The following is a 19,819-nucleotide window of genomic DNA, read 5'->3' as shown; positions in this document are numbered from 1 at the left end:
CGCCCGCATGGTATCAGTTTGTTCGGCGGCCACAGAGCATTTCGCGCTTTCCGGCAAAGCCGGCTCGCCGCTCAACAGCATAGCCAGTGGCGATCAGATTGCGTCTGACGAAACCAGCTGCGGCGTAGGTTGCAAAGCTGCCGCCCGGAATTGTGTGGTTGAATACCTGCTGCATCAACTCTTGGGACCACATCGCACTGTTGCGGGAGGGCGCAAAACCGTCCAGAAACCAGGCATCAAAAATCAGCGAACTTTCACTGAGGCTCGAAAGGGCATCGCCGCAAACCACCGACAGAGTTGTTTGCGGGTCAAGGGCGACCTTCACTGTGCCTTGAGGCTTTGCGGGCCAGTGGTCCACCAGTGTCTGCCTTTCGAGATCAAGTTCCGGCCAGCGCGACAGGGCGCGGTCGATCTGCTGCGACTGCATGGGATAGAGTTCGAACGAAACGAAGTGCAGATGGGTGCCGGCTTTGCGATGAATCTTCCATTGCCGCCAGGTTTCGCAAGCATTGAGACCGGTTCCAAAACCCAGTTCGCCAATGCGGAATTGTTGTGCGCCCGCCCATCGTTCCGGCAGGCCGTTGCCAGCAAGGAAGACATGGCTGCATTCCAGCCTGCCATCGGACTGGCAGTAAAAGTGGTCGCCAAAGGCCGTGGAATAGGGCATATCGCCGTCGTGCCAGGCCAACGGTGCTCCCACGTTATCGGGCGGTGTCGTGTCATTCGAGTGGGTCATCAGATGTCCGATAAAGCGCCAGTCATCGCTGGTCAATCTCATGCAGATGTCCTGGTCATCGGCGGTGGCGTCATGGGAATGTGGGCGGCGGTCAAGGCGGCCGACCGCGGTCATGGTGTGACGCTTGTTGAGGCGCGCGGGCTTGGGGCGGGGGCCAGCGGTGGTTTGCTTGGTGCGTTGATGGCGCATATGCCGGACCGTTGGAACGAGAAAAAACAGCTTCAGTTCGACGCTCTGGTTTCGTTGGAACCCGAAATAGCTGCATTGGAAGACAGAACCGGGCTTCCCACCGGCTATCGTCGTTCGGGACGTTTGGTTCCGCTTCCCAAACCGCATCTGCGGCAGATTGCCGAACGCCACTCCCAAGAGGCCGCCAACAACTGGCATCAGGGGCGACATCGATTTTTCTGGAATGTCCACGACAAGTCTCCGATAGGCGGTCAATGGCCAGATGCGGAGTTTTGCAGCGCTGGTGTCGTGGAAGACACATTCGGTGCTCGCATTTCGCCAAGACGACTTCTCGCGGCATTGGCGGCGCGCATACGACAATTGCGAAAAGTCACGGTTATCGAAGGGCAGCGCGTCAAACTGCTTGATGCCGCAGTCGGTTACGCAGAGCTTGATGATGGAGCAGGGATCTCGTTCGGGCACGTGATCGTGGCCGGTGGATATGAAGCATTTCCGCTTCTTTCGAACCTTGGCCCAGACCTCCCGGTGCCGCTCGGCGGGCCGGTCAAAGGACAGGCAGCCCTTCTGAAGATGGATCTGCCGCATGACTATCCGCTCATCTATTTGGATGGCCTTTATATCGTGCCGCATGAGGACGGGACCGTCGCCATCGGCAGCACCAGCGAGCACGAATTTGTCGAGCCGCTGTCCACTGACAAGCTGCTGGATGATTTGCTGGTCCGTGCAAGGCAATTGGCTCCGGTGCTCGAAGATGCGCCGGTCATCGAAAGATGGGCGGGACTAAGACCGCGTGCGGTCGGTCGTGACCCCATGGTCGGCTGTCATCCGTTTGCCGCAAAAGTTGTGGCTTTGACCGGTGGGTTCAAGGTCAGCTTCGGTATCGCGCATCTGCTGGCAAACGCTGCTATCGACGCCGTTGAGGGGCGTGAATCCGCTCTACCTCCGAGCTTTTCAGTGATGCATCACATTTCCGTTGCCAAAGAAAAAGCCTGATTCCCGCCTCGCTCTCTTCGTCATACTGTCACGCAAATCACCTAACCACTGGGTTGTAGGGTCACACTTCGATGTGGCCGAACCGAGCCAGACGAGGTGCTCGCATGCGGTATTCCATATGTTTTACGCCCCCATCGGGTGATCCGCTGTCGCTTGCTGCGGCAAGTTGGCTCGGGCGTAACGTCTATTCCGGGCTCGCGGCGGAGCATCCGGGATTGAGAGGGCTCAGCGTTCATGAGATTGCGTTCCATACTGCGCTTCCTCGGCGTGTCGGCTTTCATGCTACATTAAAGGCGCCGTTTCGACTGAGTGAAGGCAGCTCAGAACAGGCCCTGTTGCGTGAACTCATGCATTTTGCCGGTACGATGGAGCCTGTCGTATTGAGCGGTTTGTCGATCGGGCGTATTGGCGACGTGTATGGACTTGTGCTTGATCGCCCTTGCCCCTCTGTTGACTATCTTGCAGCATCCGTAGTCCAGGCTTTTGACGCTTATCGCGCACCTCTCAGCGAAGCGGAGATCGAGCGTCGCAATCCTGATCGCTTGTCGGCGCCGCAGTTTTCAAATCTGCATCGCTGGGGGCATCCTTATGTCATGGACGAATTCCGCTTCCACATGACGCTGACTGGACCGCTTCTCGCCCGTGATTTTCCCCGGATAGAGGATGCCTTGCGGAGCCATTTTTCTCCTGTGTTGGCGGAGCCGGTGGTTATCAACAATCTTGCGCTGTTTGTGGAGCAGGGCGCCGGGGCACCCTTTGTCGTGCATTCTCTGCATCCGCTGGGTCGGGTGGCGAGCCGTCGGATCGCTTGACCGCCTCCAAGGCTGCTTCGCCGCTTTACATCTCGACAGGCGTAGTCGACGCGCATAGCTTCGGTGCAAAATCAGCCGAGGTGAATTCATGACGACTGCTCCCTATCCCCGCGACCTCATCGGCTATGGCCGTGACACCCCCGATCCGAAATGGCCGGGCGATGCGCGGATCGCGGTGCAGTTCGTGGTGAATTACGAGGAGGGTGGCGAAAGCTGCATTCTCGATGGCGACCCTGCCTCGGAATGCCTGCTGTCGGAAATCGTCGGCGCCCAGCCCTGGCCCGGCCAGCGCAATCTCAACATGGAATCGATCTACGAATACGGCTCGCGCGCCGGTTTCTGGCGGCTCTGGCGGACGTTCACCGAGCGGAAAGTGCCCGTCACCGTCTACGGTGTGACGCTTGCCATGGCGCGTAACCCGGAAGCCGTTGCCGCGATGAAGGAAGCCGGTTGGGAAATCGCCAGCCACGGCTATCGCTGGCTCGAATACAAGGATTTTCCCGAAGAGGTCGAACGTCAGCACATTCGAGAAGCCGTGCGCCTGCACAAGGAACTGACCGGCTCGCATCCGCTCGGCATGTATCAGGGCAAGCCATCCATGAACACGCTGCGGCTCGTGATGGAGGAGGGTGGCTTCATGTACTCCTCCGACAATTATTCCGACGACCTGCCGTTCTGGGTGCCGGATCTCGACGGCAAGCCCTTCCTGATCATACCCTATACGCTTGAAACCAACGACATGCGTTTCGCGACGCCGCAGGGCTTCAATTCCGGCGATCAGTTCTTCACCTATCTCAAGGACGCCTTCGACGTGCTCTACGAGGAGGGGAAAAACGGCAGCCCGAAGATGATGTCCGTCGGCCTGCACTGTCGCCTCGTCGGTCGTCCGGGGCGCGCTGCGGCGCTGGCGCGGTTCATCGATTATGTGACTGCTCATGAGAAGGTCTGGGTGCCGAAGCGCATCGAGATTGCCGAGCACTGGCACAAGTTTCACAAGCCGGCGTGGTGAGACTGCTCCGTCACAACACAGGCCTGTCCTAAGTCCAGCACGAAAAGAGCAAGTTATGTCCCCCTTCAATGCCAACATCCCCGTTCCCGCTGATGCGGCTGCCCGTCGGGCTGTAAAACCCGTCGTCTGCTATCCGGTCGAGTCGTTGAGAGCACCCGACATGAGCATCCTGGAGCGGGCGCGGGCGACGATGGAGAAGGTCGGCGAGGTGATCGTGCCGCCGCGCGAGGGTAACACCTTCGAGGTGCCCAAGGGGCATTTCTTCCGCATCGTCAGCGTTGAGGGGCCGCAGGTCGGAGACCTTAATCTGTGGAATGCCAATGACCTTTCCGAGCGCTTCTTTTCCGGCAAGACGCGGGCGCTGCATGCCACCCATGTCACGACCGGCAATCGCCTCTGGAGCAATCTGCCGTCGCTCCGCCCCATGGCGACGATCAGCCATGATACGCTTGGCTGGTACGGTTTCGACGAATTCGGCGGCGGGGTGCATGACGTGATCGGCACGCGCTGCGATCCCTATACCAACCGTCTGCTCTCCGGCGGCGACTATCATCACTGCTGCCATTCGAACCTCTGCCGGGCGCTTTCTCATCACCAGGGCATCGATATCAAGGCCGCCGAGCCGCATGTGCATGACGTCTTGAACGTCTTCATGTGCACTGGCTTTACCCGCGACACGCGGCAGTATTTCATGAAGGCAAGCCCGGTGCGCCCCGGCGACTTCCTGGAGATGTTTGCCGAGATCGATCTCTTGGGCGCTCTCTCGGCTTGTCCAGGTGGCGATTGCAGTACCAGCCACTCGAGCGACGTGGCGAAGTGCTATCCGCTCAAGGTGGAGATTTACCGGCCGGACATGGCGCTGCTCGCGGATTGGCCGTTTCCGGAGCGCAATGGCTATCGGTTGGAGGATGGTCAGTAAGGCGGGTTCTCGACAAGCGCATCCGGCTTGTCTAATCCTTCTTCCACGCGGATCGATCTTCCGGTCCAGCCGTCCATTCGAGCGAGCGCCCTCGCAGTTTTTCTATCAATTTCGGGTAGGTGAATGCAAAGAGCAGAATTTGTCGAGCGATATGGCGGAGTGTTCGAGCACTCCCCCTTTATTGCCGAGCGTGCCTATGATGCCGGTACAATCACCGAACCTCTTGGCGCCTCGAGCGTGCATGAAGCGATGGCTGCGATCTTCAGATCGGCCAGTGCCGAAGAGCGGCTCGGCGTGCTCAGGGCGCATCCGGACCTTGCCGGCAAGCTTGCGATTGCGGGCGAGCTGACCGAAGACAGCAAGCGCGAACAGGCCGGTGCCGGTCTTGATCGCCTGAGTGCCGACGAGCATGCCCGCTTCACCGAGCTCAATACGGCCTATGTCGAGAAATTCGGCTTTCCCTTCATCATTGCGGTCAAGGGGCTGACCAAGGACGACATTCTCGCAGCCTTCGGATCGCGGATTTCCAACAGCCGCGATCAGGAATTCGACACCGCCTGCCAGCAGGTGGAAAAAATCGCCAGGCTTCGCCTCGAAAGCCTGCTTCCGGAGACACACTGACATGCTTGAGACCTCGACCGTCGTTCTGCCGGATTTCGCCGCCGGCGCCGTCAACCTTGCCTCCGCGCGCCTCGGGGCGACCGGCATCTTCTCGACCGACGAGTTCTTCGCGCCGCTGTCGCGGATGCTGAACGACGATCCGGCGAGTTTCGACCCGGATCTCTACGACGACAACGGCAAATACATGGATGGCTGGGAAAGCCGGCGAAAACGCGTGCCGGGGCATGACTATGCCGTCATCCGGCTTGCCATGCCCGGCCGCATCTTCGGCTTCGATGTCGATACGCGCTTCTTCACCGGCAATTATCCGCCGCATTGCTCGATCGAGGCAGCCCATGTCGAGAGCGGTGATCCGACGGATGCGACGGTTTGGACCGAAGTTGTGACCAAGTCTCCGCTGGGTGCCTCGGCGCAGCATTTCTTCAAGAATGCCGATGCGTCGAAGGTCTGGACGCATCTTCGCCTGCATATCTATCCGGATGGCGGTGTCGCGCGTCTGCGTGTCTACGGCGCGGCGCATTTCGACTGGTCGAAGGTCGGCGCTTCGGAAGAGATCGATCTTGCCTATATCTTCCATGGCGCAAAGTCGCTCGCCTGGTCGGACGCTCATTACGGCCACCCAGACAAGATCCTGTCGCCGGGCCGCGGCACGAATATGGGCGATGGCTGGGAAACCAAGCGCCGCCGTGGTCCAGGCCACGACTGGGCGATCATCCGGCTCGGCCATCCCGGCGTCATCAACCGGGTGCTGATCGATACGCATTTCTACAAGGGCAATTATCCCGACACCTGCGAGTTGCTTGGCGCCTATCTGCCGGAAGCCGGCGACACCTTCTCGGAAGCGGAGATCGCAGCGTCAGAACAGTGGAAGCCGATCCTGACGCGGCAGAAGATGCAAATGGATGCCGAGCATTTCTACGAGGGCGATCAGGTGCAGAAGATCGGGCCGGTGACGCATGTGCGAATTGCCATGCATCCGGATGGCGGCGTGATGCGCCTGCGTCTGTTTGGAACGAAAGCCTGACGGCGAAAACAAGAAGAGCGGGCATCGGCCCGCTCATCGCATAACAAGCCGTCCGCTTGGCGGACGGCTTTCTGAGTGGGGCTCGCAACGCTTATTGCTTGCTTGTCTTTTCCGCTTCGCGGATGGCTTCCTCGTGATACCAACTGGCCGAGCCGCTTTCATAAATCACAGGCCGCGCCGTCTGGCGTTCACGCATTGCCTTCAGTCTCGCCGCGTCACGCACCGGGAATTCGTAGATTTTCGCCGATTCCCGAACCATGTTCGTTGTCATGCTACTACCTCGCTTTATCCACCGAATGTCTCTTCGATGACATTGCATACCATAGCCGCAACTCAAATGCACACGAAAAGTGCACGCTGCCTATTTTATGTGCATATTTTATAGGCGACCCTTTATGGCTTCCAATTCATCAAATGCGATATCTTGCGTCAGTGACTAAGAAATGCGCTTTCTGCCCGATATGTTCCTGCAACTTTAGCGAAGACTCATTAATCGAATCCTCCCAAACAGGCCTGAATCGTCACAATTCTGTTACAGCTGGAGCCTCGCGGTTGCGGCATCTCGGAAGTTGGCACGCTTCCTGCTTGTTACTACTCGACTCGCCGGTGATCCGGAGAATCAACCCCTCTGTTGCGCCGATGGCAGGCGCTTGACTGAAGAGAGACGATCAATGACGAAGTATAAGCTTGAGTACATCTGGCTGGACGGTTACACGCCCGTGCCGAACCTCCGTGGCAAGACCCAGATCAAGGAATTCGCCGAATTTCCGACGCTGGAGCAGCTTCCGTTGTGGGGCTTCGACGGGTCGTCCACGATGCAGGCCGAGGGCCACAGCTCTGACTGCGTCCTGAAACCTGTCGCCATTTATCCTGATCCGGCCCGCACCAATGGTGCGCTGGTCATGTGCGAAGTGATGATGCCCGATGGTGTCACCCCGCATGCTTCCAATTCCCGCGCAACCATTCTGGACGATCCCGACACCTGGTTCGGCTTCGAACAGGAGTATTTCTTCTATCAGAACGGTCGTCCCCTCGGCTTCCCGGAGCACGGTTTCCCGGCACCGCAGGGTCCATACTACACCGGCGTCGGCTACAAGAATGTCGGTGAGATCGCTCGCGAAATCGTTGAAGAGCATCTGGATCTCTGCCTTGAAGCCGGCATCAACCACGAAGGTATCAACGCCGAAGTGGCCAAGGGCCAGTGGGAATTCCAGGTATTCGGCAAGGGCTCCAAGAAGGCTGCCGATGAAATTTGGATCGCTCGTTACCTGCTTCTGCGTCTTTGCGAAAAGTACGGCGTCGATATCGAGTTCCACTGCAAGCCGCTCGGCGACACCGACTGGAACGGCTCGGGCATGCACTGCAACTTCTCGACCAAGTACATGCGCGAAGTGGGTGGCAAGGAATATTTCGAAGCGCTCATGGCTGCGTTCGCCAAGAACTGGAAAGAGCACATCGACGTTTACGGGCCGGACAACCATCTGCGCCTGACCGGTAAACACGAGACGGCTCCGTGGAACAAGTTCTCCTACGGTGTTGCTGACCGCGGTGCCTCGATCCGTGTTCCGCATTCCTTCGTGAACAACGGCTATCGTGGCTATCTCGAAGATCGCCGTCCGAACAGCCAGGGAGACCCCTACCAGATCGCTTCGCGTGTATTGGCGACCATCGCCGAGGTTCCGCTCTCCGCTTCTGCTGCAGCGTAACTTTCACTGCCTTCCGACTCACGACAGCGCCGCCACATTGTCGGCGCTGTCTTTTTTTATGGGCAGGAGATCTTTCGTGTGTGAGCGCTGGCCAGGGGAGCGGTATGTGTGCCGGAGAGGCTTGCAGCCCGCAGTTTACTCATATATTTAGTTAACCTAACTATATGAGTGGTTGGATATGCATCTGGAAGATAGTCTGCGCCGCCTTCAATGGCATATGTGGTTCCGATGGCGGGAAGAATCACGTAGCAGCGGGTCTATGGATCTCACTGCCGCGGAGCTCGATTACCTCTATCTGATCATTGCCGCCGAAACTCCACTGCGGCTCGCAGATCTGGCGAAACAGATGCGTGTCAGCCCAGCCTCTGCTTCAGTCATGGTGCGCAAACTCCAGCGGGCCGGCTATCTCGATAAACTCCCCGACAGTACTGACGGCAGATCAATCCTGATTGCGCCAACAGCCAGGTGCGGCGCGCTCGAGGCTGAAGAACAGTCCATCTATGCCGAAACAGCAACGCGGATGGCCAGCGCACTGACTGCAGATGAGCTCCTTGATCTGGACCGCCTGTTGCAAAAGGCGTGCTCCAGTCTTGAGCCGCCCAAAACCTGATGGATTGGCTCCGATGGTTTCTCAATATCTGAACGAACTCAAGGACATTGCGCGTCTGGCCGTTCCTATCGTGGTCGGTCTTAGCACTGGAGCGGTGATTACCGTTACCGATTCCATCATGATTGCGCCACTTGGTCATGTGCCGCTTGCGGCTGCTGGCTTGACGGGCGCTGTGGCTACCGTGTTGCTGGCGGCCATATATGGCTTCCTTTCGGTGGTTTCCGTTCGAATCGGGAATGCCTATGGTGCGCGGCAGGGGCGCCGGGTCGCAGCCGTGCTCAGGCTCGGTCTGACCTTGGGCACGGTGGCAGGTGCAGGTGCTGCCGTGATCATGAGCGCATCGCTTTATCTTATGCCCTATTTCGGACAACCGTCAGATGTTTTGGCACAGGTTTCGGCTTATTGGCACCTGATCGCGGTCTTTCTCATTCCGTATGCGGTGCTCACAGTGTTCAAGTCCGCCTTCGAGGCAATTGACAGACCCTGGATTGGCGTGAGTTTCGGTGCGCTCGCCTGTGTGCTGAATATCCCGCTCAACTACTGCCTGATCTATGGTATTGGTCCGCTTCCACCTTTCGGCCTCGTTGGTGCAGGCATTGCTTCGCTCGTTGCCGAGGCAATCGCGCTGCTGGCCGCCTTCGCTTACTGGCGTTTATCCCAATCTACGTTGCGTTTGCGGGCGAGGGGCGAACGTTCCGCTGTGAAAACCGGAGAACTGGTGCGGGAAGGTGCGCCGCTTGGCGTGATGTATGTCGCCGAGACGGCGGCCATGGCCGTTGCAACCATGCTGATCGGCCTGTTCGGATCGATTGCGCTGGCCGCCAATCAAGTGGCCCTGTCGGTCGGCACGCTTCTCTATATGGTGCCGCTTGGCGTCGCTGGTGCGGTCGCAATCCGCGTCGCCCAGGCGGCGGGCGCGAACCGGCTCGACCGGGTACGGACGGTTACGTTCGCCGCGCTTGGCATGGCCACCGTCTGGCTTGCCGGGGCGGCTGTGGTGCTCGGCCTTTATGGCGCCGAGATTGCGGCGCTGATCTCGTCAGATCCCGCCGTGATCGAGTTGGCTGCTACATTGTTCTTGGTCTTTGCGCTGAGCCAGGTCGTGGACGGGCTTCAATCCACCCTTGTTGGTGCGTTGCGCGGCCTGTCCGATACGGCGATCCCATCGGTGATTTCAATCCTCGCCTACTGGCCGATTGCCATCCCTCTCGGTTGGGCACTTGCCTTTCCGTTAGGCTTCGGTCCGCAGGGCATCTGGCTCGGCTTCGTCTCGGCACTGGCCCTCGCTGCCATTGCGCTGATCTGGAGATTCACCCGGTTGACGCGCTTGGCCGGTTGACGCAAATGCGGCAAAGGCTGATTCTGAAACCCTGTGAGGTGGTGCCAGAACCATGCCACCGGATGCGCGTATAATGGAGGATGTCGCCGTGTCACCCGTGCTTTCTGTTCAGCCACTCACGGCCGGCGCTTTTTCGCCATTCGGTGATGTCATCGAGGCCGACCCTTCCACTATGCGATTGATCAATGGTGGTACGACGGAGCGTTTTCATGCACTTTCGGAAGCAGATGTTCAGGGCGAGGGGGCTCGGATTGTTCTCAACATCTTTCGCGGCCAGCCTCGTCCTTTTCCATACGAGGTCGGCATGATGGAGCGGCATCCGCTGGGCAGCCAGAGTTTCACCCCTTTGTCGGGTCACCCCTTCCTCGTTGCTGTGTCGCCGGATGAGGATGGCAAGCCGGGGCGGCCTCAGGTGTTCCTGGCACATGCCCATCAGGGCGTAAACTATCGCCGCAATGTCTGGCATCATCCCCTGATGGCAATTGGCGCGGTGAGTGATTTTCTGGTTGTCGATCGGGATGGACCCGGCAACAATCTGGAAGAACTCTTCTTCAATCAGCCCTTCTTGATTCGGGAGCCTCATCCATGACCGGCCTCACCACTCATGTACTCGACACCGCCCTTGGCAAGCCTGCAAAGGGGCTAAAGATTCAGCTGATGCGCATGCAGGGCGAAGAGGCGAGCCTGATCAAGACGGTTTTCACCAATGATGATGGCCGGGTGGATGGTGGCCCCATGCTGATTGGTAAGGAATTCGAAATTGGCCATTATGAGCTCCTCTTCCATGCGGGGGATTATCTGCGGGCTCATGGTATCCAACTTACGGAACCTGCTTTTCTCGATGTCATCCCGATCCGTTTCGGGATCTCGGACGTCACCGCACATTATCACGTGCCGCTCTTGCTCTCACCCTATGGTTATTCGACTTATCGGGGCAGTTGATGCGCTTCGCAGCGATTGCCGATATTCACGGCAATGCCGCAGCGTTGAAGGCTGTGCTTGCTGATATCGCCGCTCAGGGGATTGCCCCGAAGAATACCGTCAATCTTGGCGATTGCTTTTCTGGGCCGCTGGAGGCCACGAGGGTTGCGGTTCTGCTTCAGTCTCTCGATCTGTTCACCGTGCGCGGAAATCATGATCGCTATCTGATTGAGCAACGGCTGGAGGAGATGGGCCCTTCCGATGCGCATGCTTTCAGGCAACTTTCGCTGGAGGATCTTGCTTGGCTGAAGTCCCTGCCGTTTGACGCGGTCTTTCAGAATGTCGCTTATCTGTGCCATGCCACACCACAGGACGACAATTGCTATTGGCTTGAAACGGTAACGCCTAAAGGGCATGTCGTCTTGAGGGGCCAGGCGGAAATTGAAGCCTGGGCTGAGGGGATCGAGCAGTCCCTGATCCTGTGTGGCCACAGCCATCTACCGCGTGTATTGGCGCTTTCGGATGGCAGAATGATCGTCAATCCGGGCAGTGTTGGCTGCCCGGCCTATGATGATGACCTTCAAGTTCCGCATCGCGTAGAAGCCGGAACGCCACTCGCATCCTATGCGATCTGTGAGCAGATCGATAACGGATGGGTCGTGAATTTCCGACTGATACCTTATGACCACATGTCCCAGTCGCGGCTTGCTATGATGAATGGGCGAGCAAGCTGGGCGGCTGCTCTTGCAACTGGTCGCCTTGCTTGACGGCGGTCAGAACGGGTTCTCCGCAATGATGGATTTGTCGACATCCGCCAGCTGGCGCTTGCCACACAAGGCCATGGTGACATCCATTTCTTTCCGGATGATCTCAAGGGCTTTGGTGACACCTTGTTCGCCCATGGCGCCAAGACCGTAAAGGAAGGGGCGACCTATATAGGTCCCCTTGGCGCCAAGCGCGATTGCCTTCAGCACATCCTGACCAGAGCGGATGCCGCCATCCATATGCACCTCGATCCGATGGCCTACGGCATCGACGATCCTTGGCAGCATGGCGATGGACGAGTGCGCGCCATCCAGCTGTCGGCCTCCGTGATTGGAAACCACGATTGCGTCAGCCCCGGTTCTTGCGGCCATCTTGGCGTCTTCAACGTCAAGGGTCCCCTTGATGATCAGTTTTCCGCCCCATTGCTTCTTGATCCATTCGACATCTTTCCAGGAGAGTTTGGGATCGAACTGCTCAGCCGTCCAGGCGCCGAGTGAGGCAAGGTCGGAGACGTTCTTGGCATGGCCCTGAATGTTGCGGAAGGTGCGTCGGTCGGTTTTCAGCATGTTCCAGCACCAGCGGGGACGCATGGCCATCTGGCAGAGATGCTTCGGCGTCAGTTTGGGTGGAGCAGACAGGTTGTTTCGAATGTCCTTGTGGCGCTGTCCAAGCAGCTGAAGGTCTGCCGTGAGCACCAACGCCGAGCAGCCGGCGGCACGGGCGCGCTCAATCAGGTTTTTGACGAATTCACGGTCACGCATGACATAGAGCTGGAACCAGAAAGGCCGCTTGGTTACCGAGGCCACGTCCTCAATCGAGCAGATGCTCATTGTTGACAAGGTGAAGGGCACACCGAACTCTTCGGCTGCCTTTGCGGCCAGCATCTCACCGTCTGCATGCTGCATTCCCGTCAGTCCTGTCGGGGCGAGTGCCACGGGCATTCTGACCTTTTCGCCGATCATCGTCGTTTCGAGCGTTCGGTCGCTCATGTCGACCAGAACGCGCTGGCGTAGTTTGATCCGGGCAAAATCGCTTTCGTTTGCGCGGTAAGTCCCTTCTGTGTAGGAGCCGCTGTCGGCATAGTCGAAGAAAAGCTTGGGCACGCGGCGGCGAGCAAGGTCTTTCAGGTCGGCGATTTCAAGGATCGGTTTCACGTTTGGTCCTGTCTGGTCAAGATTGGCGACAGTGGGTCATCAGAAATGCTCTCCCGAGCGAAAGGGGCCGACACGCATTCCGGCGGCAACCAAATAGGCGGTGGACCAGCCGATCAGGACAAAGCCGTTGATGCCCTGCAGTGCAGCCAGCATACGCCAATCGCTGTGAGGAATGACATCGCCGTAGCCTACGGTCGAAAAGGTGATTGTCGCGAAGTAAAGCGTAGTCGAGAAATCGTCGAAGAAGCCAATAAGGTGATAACAAATTGCCCACAGCCAGACCTCGGTTGTGAGCACGGCGAAGACACCCAGAACCACCGTGTTCATTGCGACCATTCGACTTCGATGGCCATGCAGACGAACGCGATCGGTCACCCATCGCATCATGTGGGTGACACCCATCAGCCCAAACGTGTGGATCACCACTGTCATGGAGATCATGAGGGTACCAAGGGCGAGGTTCTGGGCCAAATTCATGCCGTTCCGTTTCCGCATGTGCATCTGTCGCAACGGGGAAGGCATACAGAATTGAAGACCTTGCTGTCTATCCATATGGAGCTGTGTTTGTCTTTTCGTTCCACTGCAACATCTTCAGATCGGTCACATGCACTTGTCGCGCGTACATTAATTGGGGAGGATGGTGATGCGGATCGTGGGAGAAGAGGAACGGATGCGTTTACGCATAATCCAAATTGTCATTTTGGCCGGAATGATCGCGTGGGCGGGGACCGCTTCGGCTATCCTGCCTGAGGACGATCCCGTGGCCAGTTGTCCGCTTGGGCAAATCTCTGACCCCTCCAGTTCGCGCTGCATCGATGACCCGAGCGCCGTGACAGACGAGGGGCGTCTGAAACAGGCTCGTGTCTTTATTGATGATGAGCGCTTTGCCGAAGCCCTGGCACTGCTGGATCAGATCACGGCGAAAAACAACGCCCGCTACTTCAACTATCGGGGCTTTGCGACACGCAAGCTCGGGCGCCCGGAGGAAGCCGTAACCTATTACAAGCGCGCACTGCTGCTATCGCCTTACTATGTCGAAGCGCGCGCCTATCTCGGCGAAGCCTATCTGATGCTGCAACGTCCGGCGCTTGCACGCGAGGAATTGCGCACGATTGCACAGATTTGCGGTGTCGACTGCGAGGCCTACCAGGAGCTCGCAGAAGCCATCCGGATCGCCGGGTATTAGACCCGTTCACAAGCCAGTCGCTCCGGAGTTCGGTTTACGTCAGGATGCTTTTGCTCGCCTTGCCGGCCACATAGGTTTCGACCACAGCGCGATCGTCGCCTAGCGTCTGCAGCAGGAACAGCTCCTCCGATAGCGAGGTCACCGTTTCCATGCGAAGCCGCATCGCCGGTGTTGCGGCGGCGTTCAGCACGACGATATCCGCATCGGTGCCTTCGTCCAGCGTGCCGATCCTGTCGGCGAGGTCGAGTGCGACGGCGTTGCCCAGCGTCATGTGGTAGAAGCTTTCAAGCGGGTTCATGCGCTCGCCGAGCAACTGCTGAATCTTGTAGGCCTCGTCCATGGTCTTGAACATCGAATAGCTGGAGCCGCCGCCGATATCGGTGGCGACTGCGACGGTCACAGGCTTTTCGCGGCGCTTGATCGCCTTTAGCGGAAAGAGACCGGAGCCCAGGAAGAGGTTCGAGGTCGGGCAATGCACTGCGACCGCGCCACTCTCCGCCATGGCATCTGCTTCACGATCCGACAGATGGATAGCATGGCCGAAAAGCGCCTTTTTCCGCAAGAGGCCGTAGCGGGCATAGATATCCGTATAATCAGTGGCATCCGGATAGAGCTCGCAAGTGTAGCGGATCTCGTCGTGGTTCTCGGACAGATGCGTCTGGATATGCAGGTCGGGAAATTCTTCCGCCAGTTTCTGCGTCATCGCCATTTGGTCGGGCGTCGAGGTGATGGCGAAACGGGGCGTGATGGCGACGTGGTTGCGACCGCGCCCATGCCATTGCTCAATGACTGCGCGCGTCTCGTCATAGCCGAGCTGCGGTGTGTCGAGCAGGCCTTGTGGCGCATTGCGGTCCATCATCACCTTACCGCCGATCATCAGCGTGCCGCGCCGTAGGCTCTCGGCGAAGAAGGCGTCGGCAGAGGTCTTGTGCACGGAGCAATAGGCAACGGCTGTCGTCGTGCCCTGGCGTAAGAGTTCGTCGAAAAACCGCGTTGCGATGCGCTCGGCATGGGCCGACTCGACGAAGCGGCATTCCTCGGGGAAGGTGTAGGTGTTGAGCCACTCCAGCAGGTTGGCGGCGTAGGAGGCGATCACCTGCATCTGCGGGAAATGCACGTGGCAATCGATCAGGCCGGGCAGTATCAGATGCGGGCGGTGATCGATCTCACTTACGTCCGCGCTGGCCCTGGCCTTGACGGTATCATAGCCGCCGACAGCGACGATCTTGCCGTCGGTCAACAGTAGTGCGCCGTCTTCTTCATAGACATAGCTGTCCGTGTCGCCTGCATGCTCTGGCATATGCCGGAAGGAGAGAAGGCGACCGCGGATAAGGGTATGGGTCATTCTGTCTTGCCTTGGACCGCCGTCTCGAACCAGGCCACGAGCAATCTGCGGTCTTCTTCGGACAGGTCGGTTATGTTTCCGGGGGGCATCGCGTGGCTGCGGCCTGCCTGGAGGTAGATTTCGCGGGCATGGGCGGCGATTTCGCCGTCCGTTTCGAGTTTAACATTCTTCGGTGCATGCAAAATGCCTTCCCAGACGGGCTCGGCTGCATGGCACATCGAACAGCGTCCCTGTACGACATCACGCACAGCTATGAAATGCTCGTTTTCGACAAAAACCTGCTGACGCGCAGACAGGGATATCTCCTCCTCGCCGGTCAGCACCTTTGGAACAGTCGACAGCCACATGATTGCGATGAAAAGAAGCAGAGTGACGAGCCATGTCCAGGTCGGCTTTCCCTTGCGGGCATGGGTCGTGTTGAACCAGTGGCGGATTGTGACGCCCATCAGGAAGACGAGGGAGGCAATGATCCAGTTGAACTCCGTGGCAAAGGCCAGCGGGTAATGGTTTGACAGCATGAAGAAGATGACGGGGAGCGTCAGGTAGTTGTTGTGCAGCGAGCGCTGCTTGGCGATCACGCCGTATTTCGGATCTGGTGTGCGGCCCGCAATCAGGTCAGCAACGACGATCTTTTGGTTGGGTATGATAATGAAGAAGACATTGGCCGACATGATGGTCGCGGTAAACGCACCAAGATGCAGGAAGGCGGCTCGACCTGAAAAGATCTGCGTGTAACCCCAGGCCATCGCGACGAGCACGAGGTATAGGAAGACCATCAGACCCCAGGTATTCTTGCCAAGCGGGGACTTGCAGAGCAGGTCATAGAGGATCCAGCCGACGGCCAAGGAGCCAACTGAAAGGGCAATTGCCTGCCAGGGTTCGATGTCGAGCACAGTGCGGTCTATCAGAAAGAGATCGGCGCCGCCGTAATAGACGATAGCCAGGAGCGCAAAGCCCGAGAGCCAGGTGGCATAGCTTTCCCATTTGAACCATGTGAGGTGCTCGGGCATCGAGGCGGGCGCCACCAGATATTTCTGGATGTGATAGAAGCCGCCGCCATGCACCTGCCATTCCTCACCATACGCACCGACCGGCAATCCAGGTCGTTTCACCAGGCCGAGATCCAGTGCGATGAAATAGAAGGACGAGCCGATCCAGGCGATAGCCGTGATCACGTGAAGCCAGCGGACGGCAAAGGATAACCATTCCCAGGCGATCGCATATTCATACATTCAAAGTTCCCCATGTCGGCCTCCCGGCCGACTACCTTGTCGAATTCAATTCGACAAGGGAAGGGGCAAAGCAGCGCAGTCCTTCGTTTTTGGCGGCTTTCGTGTCCCGCTGTGTACATGTTTGGATCTGGGAACTATTTGGTGAAGCTTTAGCCTTTGACCGCAGGACCAATGTTTCGGGATGCACGTCCGCAAGATTTCCCTTTTCATTGCGCCTGGCTGTCGACACCAAGAGCATTCACAAGCCATGTTTCGAACGCCTTGATCTTTGGTTGATGCCGTCGTGACTGCGGGTAGACGAGCCAATAGGTGTTTTCGTCTGTCCAACTGATATCGAATGGCTGGATCAGTCGTCCTGACAGCAGTTCATCCTGGACGTAAAAGGGGCTCAGCATGGCGACGCCATGGCCTGCCAAAGCGGCTCCTGCTTCAAGGTCAAGCACGCCGAGGGCATCCAGCTTTCCTACAGATCGCGGTGGGGCCTCAAGACCGGCCAGCAGGAACCAGTCACGCCAGCGTGTGTCAGCATCGCTGATCCATGGCAATTTCAATAGATCCGCAGGCTTTTCGATGCCACCAATGCTGGCCGCGAGTTTTGGACTGAGCATCGGTGTGTAGCTCAGTCTGATCAATTCACGGCAGGTGAGGCCTGGCCAGGGACCCTGACCGACGCGGATTGCGACGTCAGCGGGTTCCCGGTTGAAGTCTGTCAACATTGAGCCGCGCAGCAGCCTGACCGCGATATTGGGATATTCCAGCTGAAAGCTGCCCAGCGTCTTTGCAAGCCATTGGGAGGCGAAGGTTGGCGAAGAGTGGATCTCCAGAACCTCATCATCCCGACGTGTGGCGCTCAGTATGGCTTCCTGCAGTAGGTTGAAGGCATCCGAGATCTTGGGCAGCAGCCTATGTCCGATCTCAGTCATTTCAATGCGCCTCGGAAGGCGAAAGAAAAGCTTTTCCCCCAGATGCTCCTCCAGAAGCTTGATCTGATAGCTGACCGCCGTCTGGGTCATGCCGAGCTCTTCACCGGCTTTGGTAAAGCTCGACAGGCGCGCTACCGCTTCAAAGACGCGAAGCGCGTGAAGCGGTAGTTGTCGGGAGAGTTTCATGGATCAGTCCTCTTTATGGCAGAAGCTGAAGATTGAATTGGAAACTCTGAAAAAACAAGCGCATTTCTGGCACCTAACATCAACAGAAATTCTTGTAGGGCGGACTGATGACGGTTTCTGCTGCGGGCAGATTTGTGCCCTTGTTCCAAAGACTGATCGATTGGATGAGCCTTAGAAAGAAAGGGCGCATCACGGTGCCGAGGTCAGATGTGCCCGACCATATTCTGCGTGACGTTGGTCTCGGGATGGATGAACCGACTGATCGTCGCGAGAATGAATTCTGGCAGCATAGCCGGCGGCTCGGTCATCGTTCATTGCCCCACTGATGGCGCTTATGGGCGCTTCTTCAGGAGTACGCCGAGCAGTTCTGCGGCAACCAGAGCGGCGATGACGGCGGGGCGTTTATCTCTCACATCAGAACCACCAATCGGTAGGGTCAACTGGTCCAGAAGAGAAGGGCTCAAGCCCTCTTGTCTGAGGAAGGACGAGAAGGTGGCACGTTTGGTCTTCGAGCCGATCATGCCGACATAGGCAAGGTCACCCCTTGACAGTGCTTCGCGCGCGACCAGGAAATCGAGGGCATGGTCGTGGGTCAGGATGACCACTGCCGACCCTGCCTGAAGTGTCCCAACCTCGGCTTCTGGCATGGCGACACGGCGGAAGGTGATGTCCCGGGGAGCCTCACCGTCGATTGCCGGACGGGAGTCTATGAGTGTGACTTTGAGCGGGAGAGGGGCCAGCGCCCGGGCCAAAGCGAGGCCCACGTGACCGGCGCCAAAAACCATGACTTCGGGAGCACCCGCCATTTCATACTGGAGGCGTCCCTCCACTTCTGCAGCGATACCCGCGTCCACGACGCGAAATCCAATCAGCGTGCGGCCCCCACAGCACTGACCGATCTCCGGACCAAGGGGAATATCAAGGGTCAGGGGCAGCGTCTCGCCTGCCAAAATGCGTCGGGCGTGATCTATGGCCAAGTATTCCAGTTGTCCGCCGCCAATAGTCCCAAGCAATGAATTCGGCGCCACCAGCATGATTGTGCCGGCGTCACGAGGGGTTGAGCCCTTGGCTTCAGCCACTTCCACAAGAACGCTGGCCGAATGGGCGGCAAGAAAATGTCGGAGATCTTTGACCATCATGATGATGTCATTCTAGCATCGTGAAACGGGAACTGGACAGAGCATGCTTCTGTTTGTTGCGGAGTGCGACATTGTTTGCACTTCATATTCGGATATGCGCGGCCAGGCAGGCGCAAAGAGGAGGCATAATGACCAGAAACAAGGCTGCAATCGTCTGGGTCATGGTTGCAATTATCGCCGTCGTGATCTTCTTCGTGAACCCGCTGGCGGATGTCGCTGCGCGCTTCAGCCATGACGTGATGATTGGCAGTGGAGCGCTGTATGGCACTCTGCGCATTGCAAATTCCGTCATGAGTATTGCACGTGATGCCGATGTCTCGGGCGGCGTTGGCGTTGCCTCGGTGACGGCAAGTCCAGGACAATTGCTGCAACCGGTCATCAACACCATTGAGAGGATGGTCGATCTTTTGTTCTATCTGGCCATCATCTCGGGCATTCTGTCCGTTGTGCTCGTGCCTCTTGCCAAGGTGGCGGCTGCGGGACTTGCGGTCTTTGCATTGCTGTGCGCGGCCCTGACAGTCTCGATGCAACGCGTCCCCAAGCTGATCGACCGGCTCGCACGATCTTTTCTCGTGCTTGGTCTTTTGGGTGCGATCCTGTTGCCTGCCTCCTATACGGTTGCCTTCTATGCCGGTGGTGTTATCACCGAAGAGGCGTGGACCAACGCGACTGAAGTTTTCGAGCGCATGCAGGGCAATTCTGCTCTGGCTCAGGTCGAGCAACAGGTGGGCGCGCCGAAGGAGAATTTGCCTTCGGTCGACCAACAGGCCGGGGACGGCCAGCTATTCGGCCGCCTCGGCTCGGCCTTTAGCGGAACACTACAATCAGCGTCAGACATGGCAGCGACAGTTGCGGCCAATGTTGCCGTGATCAATGTCGGTGTCGCCATATCCAACGATCTCTTCAATGCCTCTATAGGTATTGCGGTTGCCTATCTGGTGAAGCTTCTGGTCCTGCCGGTGCTGATCCTCGCCGCTTTTCTCTACATGCTGCGGTCCGTCATCCGCTGA

23 protein-coding genes are annotated in these 19,819 nt (G+C 58.0%); 15 read left to right on the top strand and 8 right to left on the bottom strand.

Annotated features, from left to right (window positions below; translation table 11 throughout):
• Window positions 1-13 precede the first annotated feature (13 nt).
• Window positions 14-736 carry a tRNA (5-methylaminomethyl-2-thiouridine)(34)-methyltransferase MnmC2 gene (mnmC2, locus tag FE840_RS01310; RefSeq protein WP_138288911.1) on the bottom strand — a complete coding sequence of 241 codons (723 nt, stop codon included), beginning with the start codon at window positions 734-736 and terminating at the stop codon, window positions 14-16.
• 3 nt (window positions 737-739) lie between these two features.
• On the opposite strand from mnmC2, the gene FE840_RS01305 reads away from it, so the two are divergent.
• The 6 genes from FE840_RS01305 to alc all read left to right on the top strand — a co-directional run bounded on the left by FE840_RS01305 (window position 740) and on the right by alc (window position 6,303).
• The gene (locus FE840_RS01305; protein ID WP_138288805.1) at window positions 740-1,918 is read left to right on the top strand and encodes an NAD(P)/FAD-dependent oxidoreductase; all 1,179 of its coding nucleotides are present in this window, start codon (window positions 740-742) and stop codon (window positions 1,916-1,918) included.
• A 104-nt stretch (window positions 1,919-2,022) separates the two neighbouring features.
• The gene (locus tag FE840_RS01300; RefSeq protein ID WP_138288806.1) at window positions 2,023-2,730 is read left to right on the top strand and encodes a DUF1045 domain-containing protein; all 708 of its coding nucleotides are present in this window, start codon (window positions 2,023-2,025) and stop codon (window positions 2,728-2,730) included.
• Window positions 2,731-2,818: 88 nt separating this feature from the next.
• Entirely contained in the window at window positions 2,819-3,739 is a 921-nt protein-coding gene (gene puuE / locus FE840_RS01295) for an allantoinase PuuE (protein ID WP_138288807.1), read from the top strand.
• 55 nt (window positions 3,740-3,794) lie between these two features.
• Window positions 3,795-4,658, top strand: a complete 864-nt coding sequence (locus FE840_RS01290) for an urea carboxylase-associated family protein (protein ID WP_138288808.1) — start codon at window positions 3,795-3,797, stop codon at window positions 4,656-4,658.
• A 123-nt stretch (window positions 4,659-4,781) separates the two neighbouring features.
• On the top strand, window positions 4,782-5,279 hold the full coding sequence (gene uraD / locus FE840_RS01285) for a 2-oxo-4-hydroxy-4-carboxy-5-ureidoimidazoline decarboxylase (RefSeq protein ID WP_138288809.1): 498 nt from the start codon (window positions 4,782-4,784) through the stop codon (window positions 5,277-5,279).
• 1 nt (window position 5,280) lies between these two features.
• On the top strand, window positions 5,281-6,303 hold the full coding sequence (alc, locus tag FE840_RS01280; RefSeq protein ID WP_138288810.1) for an allantoicase: 1,023 nt from the start codon (window positions 5,281-5,283) through the stop codon (window positions 6,301-6,303).
• 91 nt (window positions 6,304-6,394) lie between these two features.
• On the opposite strand, the gene FE840_RS01275 is transcribed toward alc, so the two are convergent.
• Window positions 6,395-6,574: a DUF2735 domain-containing protein gene (locus FE840_RS01275; RefSeq protein ID WP_138288811.1), complete on the bottom strand. Its 180-nt coding sequence runs from the start codon at window positions 6,572-6,574 to the stop codon at window positions 6,395-6,397.
• Window positions 6,575-6,974: 400 nt separating this feature from the next.
• On the opposite strand from FE840_RS01275, the gene FE840_RS01270 reads away from it, so the two are divergent.
• The 6 genes from FE840_RS01270 (at window position 6,975) to FE840_RS01245 (ending at window position 11,646) form a co-directional block, all read left to right on the top strand.
• Window positions 6,975-8,009, top strand: a complete 1,035-nt coding sequence (locus FE840_RS01270; RefSeq protein WP_138288812.1) for a glutamine synthetase beta-grasp domain-containing protein — start codon at window positions 6,975-6,977, stop codon at window positions 8,007-8,009.
• Window positions 8,010-8,268: 259 nt separating this feature from the next.
• Entirely contained in the window at window positions 8,269-8,619 is a 351-nt protein-coding gene (locus FE840_RS01265) for a MarR family transcriptional regulator (protein ID WP_210271776.1), read from the top strand.
• Window positions 8,620-8,632: 13 nt separating this feature from the next.
• On the top strand, window positions 8,633-9,958 hold the full coding sequence (locus FE840_RS01260) for an MATE family efflux transporter (RefSeq protein WP_171033783.1): 1,326 nt from the start codon (window positions 8,633-8,635) through the stop codon (window positions 9,956-9,958).
• Window positions 9,959-10,046: 88 nt separating this feature from the next.
• A complete protein-coding gene (locus FE840_RS01255) occupies window positions 10,047-10,547 on the top strand; it encodes an ureidoglycolate lyase (RefSeq protein ID WP_425502153.1) in 501 nt (166 codons plus the stop codon).
• A complete protein-coding gene (uraH, locus tag FE840_RS01250) occupies window positions 10,544-10,900 on the top strand; it encodes a hydroxyisourate hydrolase (RefSeq protein WP_138288814.1) in 357 nt (118 codons plus the stop codon). The genes FE840_RS01255 and uraH overlap by 4 nt, the downstream gene beginning before the upstream one ends.
• Complete coding sequence (locus FE840_RS01245) at window positions 10,900-11,646, top strand: metallophosphoesterase family protein (RefSeq protein WP_138288815.1); 747 nt, start codon at window positions 10,900-10,902, stop codon at window positions 11,644-11,646. Before uraH ends, FE840_RS01245 begins: the two co-directional genes overlap by 1 nt.
• Window positions 11,647-11,652: 6 nt before the next feature.
• Here FE840_RS01245 and FE840_RS01240 read toward each other — a convergent pair whose 3' ends face one another.
• Both FE840_RS01240 and FE840_RS01235 read right to left on the bottom strand, forming a co-directional pair.
• Window positions 11,653-12,798: an alpha-hydroxy acid oxidase gene (locus tag FE840_RS01240; RefSeq protein WP_138288816.1), complete on the bottom strand. Its 1,146-nt coding sequence runs from the start codon at window positions 12,796-12,798 to the stop codon at window positions 11,653-11,655.
• Between the two features lie 39 nt (window positions 12,799-12,837).
• Complete coding sequence (locus FE840_RS01235) at window positions 12,838-13,275, bottom strand: potassium channel family protein (RefSeq protein ID WP_138288817.1); 438 nt, start codon at window positions 13,273-13,275, stop codon at window positions 12,838-12,840.
• A gap of 283 nt (window positions 13,276-13,558) precedes the next feature.
• On the opposite strand from FE840_RS01235, the gene FE840_RS01230 reads away from it, so the two are divergent.
• Window positions 13,559-13,984, top strand: coding sequence for a tetratricopeptide repeat protein (locus FE840_RS01230; RefSeq protein WP_171033784.1), 426 nt, complete (start codon window positions 13,559-13,561; stop codon window positions 13,982-13,984).
• Between the two features lie 34 nt (window positions 13,985-14,018).
• On the opposite strand, the gene guaD is transcribed toward FE840_RS01230, so the two are convergent.
• From guaD to FE840_RS01215, 3 genes are all read right to left on the bottom strand, one after another.
• Entirely contained in the window at window positions 14,019-15,329 is a 1,311-nt protein-coding gene (guaD, locus tag FE840_RS01225) for a guanine deaminase (protein ID WP_138288819.1), read from the bottom strand.
• A complete protein-coding gene (puuD, locus tag FE840_RS01220; protein WP_138288820.1) occupies window positions 15,326-16,561 on the bottom strand; it encodes a urate hydroxylase PuuD in 1,236 nt (411 codons plus the stop codon). The genes guaD and puuD overlap by 4 nt, the downstream gene beginning before the upstream one ends.
• Window positions 16,562-16,767: 206 nt before the next feature.
• On the bottom strand, window positions 16,768-17,670 hold the full coding sequence (locus FE840_RS01215; RefSeq protein ID WP_138288821.1) for a LysR substrate-binding domain-containing protein: 903 nt from the start codon (window positions 17,668-17,670) through the stop codon (window positions 16,768-16,770).
• Between FE840_RS01215 and FE840_RS01210 the strand changes: the two genes are divergently transcribed.
• Window positions 17,669-17,845: a hypothetical protein gene (locus FE840_RS01210; protein ID WP_171033785.1), complete on the top strand. Its 177-nt coding sequence runs from the start codon at window positions 17,669-17,671 to the stop codon at window positions 17,843-17,845. The two genes, FE840_RS01215 and FE840_RS01210, sit on opposite strands and share 2 nt — an antisense overlap.
• 157 nt (window positions 17,846-18,002) lie before the next feature.
• Here the strand turns inward: FE840_RS01210 and xdhC are convergent, their stop codons facing one another.
• A complete protein-coding gene (gene xdhC, locus FE840_RS01205) occupies window positions 18,003-18,809 on the bottom strand; it encodes a xanthine dehydrogenase accessory protein XdhC (RefSeq protein WP_138288822.1) in 807 nt (268 codons plus the stop codon).
• A gap of 128 nt (window positions 18,810-18,937) precedes the next feature.
• Between xdhC and FE840_RS01200 the strand changes: the two genes are divergently transcribed.
• Window positions 18,938-19,819: a hypothetical protein gene (locus tag FE840_RS01200; protein WP_138288823.1), complete on the top strand. Its 882-nt coding sequence runs from the start codon at window positions 18,938-18,940 to the stop codon at window positions 19,817-19,819.

Source organism: Peteryoungia desertarenae, assembly GCF_005860795.2.
GTDB lineage: Bacteria > Pseudomonadota > Alphaproteobacteria > Rhizobiales > Rhizobiaceae > Allorhizobium > Allorhizobium desertarenae.
Note: the sequence above shows the minus strand (reverse complement) of the source record. Positions and strands in the feature narration are given on the sequence as shown.

What these genes read in the sequence shown, in the direction of transcription:
- mnmC2 (WP_138288911.1), bottom strand. Translation starts at nt 736, where the DNA reads ATGACCCACTCGAATGACACGACACCGCCCGATAACGTGGGAGCACCG.
- FE840_RS01305 (WP_138288805.1), top strand. Translation starts at nt 740, where the DNA reads ATGTCCGATAAAGCGCCAGTCATCGCTGGTCAATCTCATGCAGATGTC.
- FE840_RS01300 (WP_138288806.1), top strand. Translation starts at nt 2,023, where the DNA reads ATGCGGTATTCCATATGTTTTACGCCCCCATCGGGTGATCCGCTGTCG.
- puuE (WP_138288807.1), top strand. Translation starts at nt 2,819, where the DNA reads ATGACGACTGCTCCCTATCCCCGCGACCTCATCGGCTATGGCCGTGAC.
- FE840_RS01290 (WP_138288808.1), top strand. Translation starts at nt 3,795, where the DNA reads ATGTCCCCCTTCAATGCCAACATCCCCGTTCCCGCTGATGCGGCTGCC.
- uraD (WP_138288809.1), top strand. Translation starts at nt 4,782, where the DNA reads ATGCAAAGAGCAGAATTTGTCGAGCGATATGGCGGAGTGTTCGAGCAC.
- alc (WP_138288810.1), top strand. Translation starts at nt 5,281, where the DNA reads ATGCTTGAGACCTCGACCGTCGTTCTGCCGGATTTCGCCGCCGGCGCC.
- FE840_RS01275 (WP_138288811.1), bottom strand. Translation starts at nt 6,574, where the DNA reads ATGACAACGAACATGGTTCGGGAATCGGCGAAAATCTACGAATTCCCG.
- FE840_RS01270 (WP_138288812.1), top strand. Translation starts at nt 6,975, where the DNA reads ATGACGAAGTATAAGCTTGAGTACATCTGGCTGGACGGTTACACGCCC.
- FE840_RS01265 (WP_210271776.1), top strand. Translation starts at nt 8,269, where the DNA reads ATGGATCTCACTGCCGCGGAGCTCGATTACCTCTATCTGATCATTGCC.
- FE840_RS01260 (WP_171033783.1), top strand. Translation starts at nt 8,633, where the DNA reads ATGGTTTCTCAATATCTGAACGAACTCAAGGACATTGCGCGTCTGGCC.
- uraH (WP_138288814.1), top strand. Translation starts at nt 10,544, where the DNA reads ATGACCGGCCTCACCACTCATGTACTCGACACCGCCCTTGGCAAGCCT.
- FE840_RS01245 (WP_138288815.1), top strand. Translation starts at nt 10,900, where the DNA reads ATGCGCTTCGCAGCGATTGCCGATATTCACGGCAATGCCGCAGCGTTG.
- FE840_RS01235 (WP_138288817.1), bottom strand. Translation starts at nt 13,275, where the DNA reads ATGAATTTGGCCCAGAACCTCGCCCTTGGTACCCTCATGATCTCCATG.
- guaD (WP_138288819.1), bottom strand. Translation starts at nt 15,329, where the DNA reads ATGACCCATACCCTTATCCGCGGTCGCCTTCTCTCCTTCCGGCATATG.
- puuD (WP_138288820.1), bottom strand. Translation starts at nt 16,561, where the DNA reads ATGTATGAATATGCGATCGCCTGGGAATGGTTATCCTTTGCCGTCCGC.
- FE840_RS01210 (WP_171033785.1), top strand. Translation starts at nt 17,669, where the DNA reads ATGGATCAGTCCTCTTTATGGCAGAAGCTGAAGATTGAATTGGAAACT.
- FE840_RS01215 (WP_138288821.1), bottom strand. Translation starts at nt 17,670, where the DNA reads ATGAAACTCTCCCGACAACTACCGCTTCACGCGCTTCGCGTCTTTGAA.
- xdhC (WP_138288822.1), bottom strand. Translation starts at nt 18,809, where the DNA reads ATGATGGTCAAAGATCTCCGACATTTTCTTGCCGCCCATTCGGCCAGC.
- FE840_RS01200 (WP_138288823.1), top strand. Translation starts at nt 18,938, where the DNA reads ATGACCAGAAACAAGGCTGCAATCGTCTGGGTCATGGTTGCAATTATC.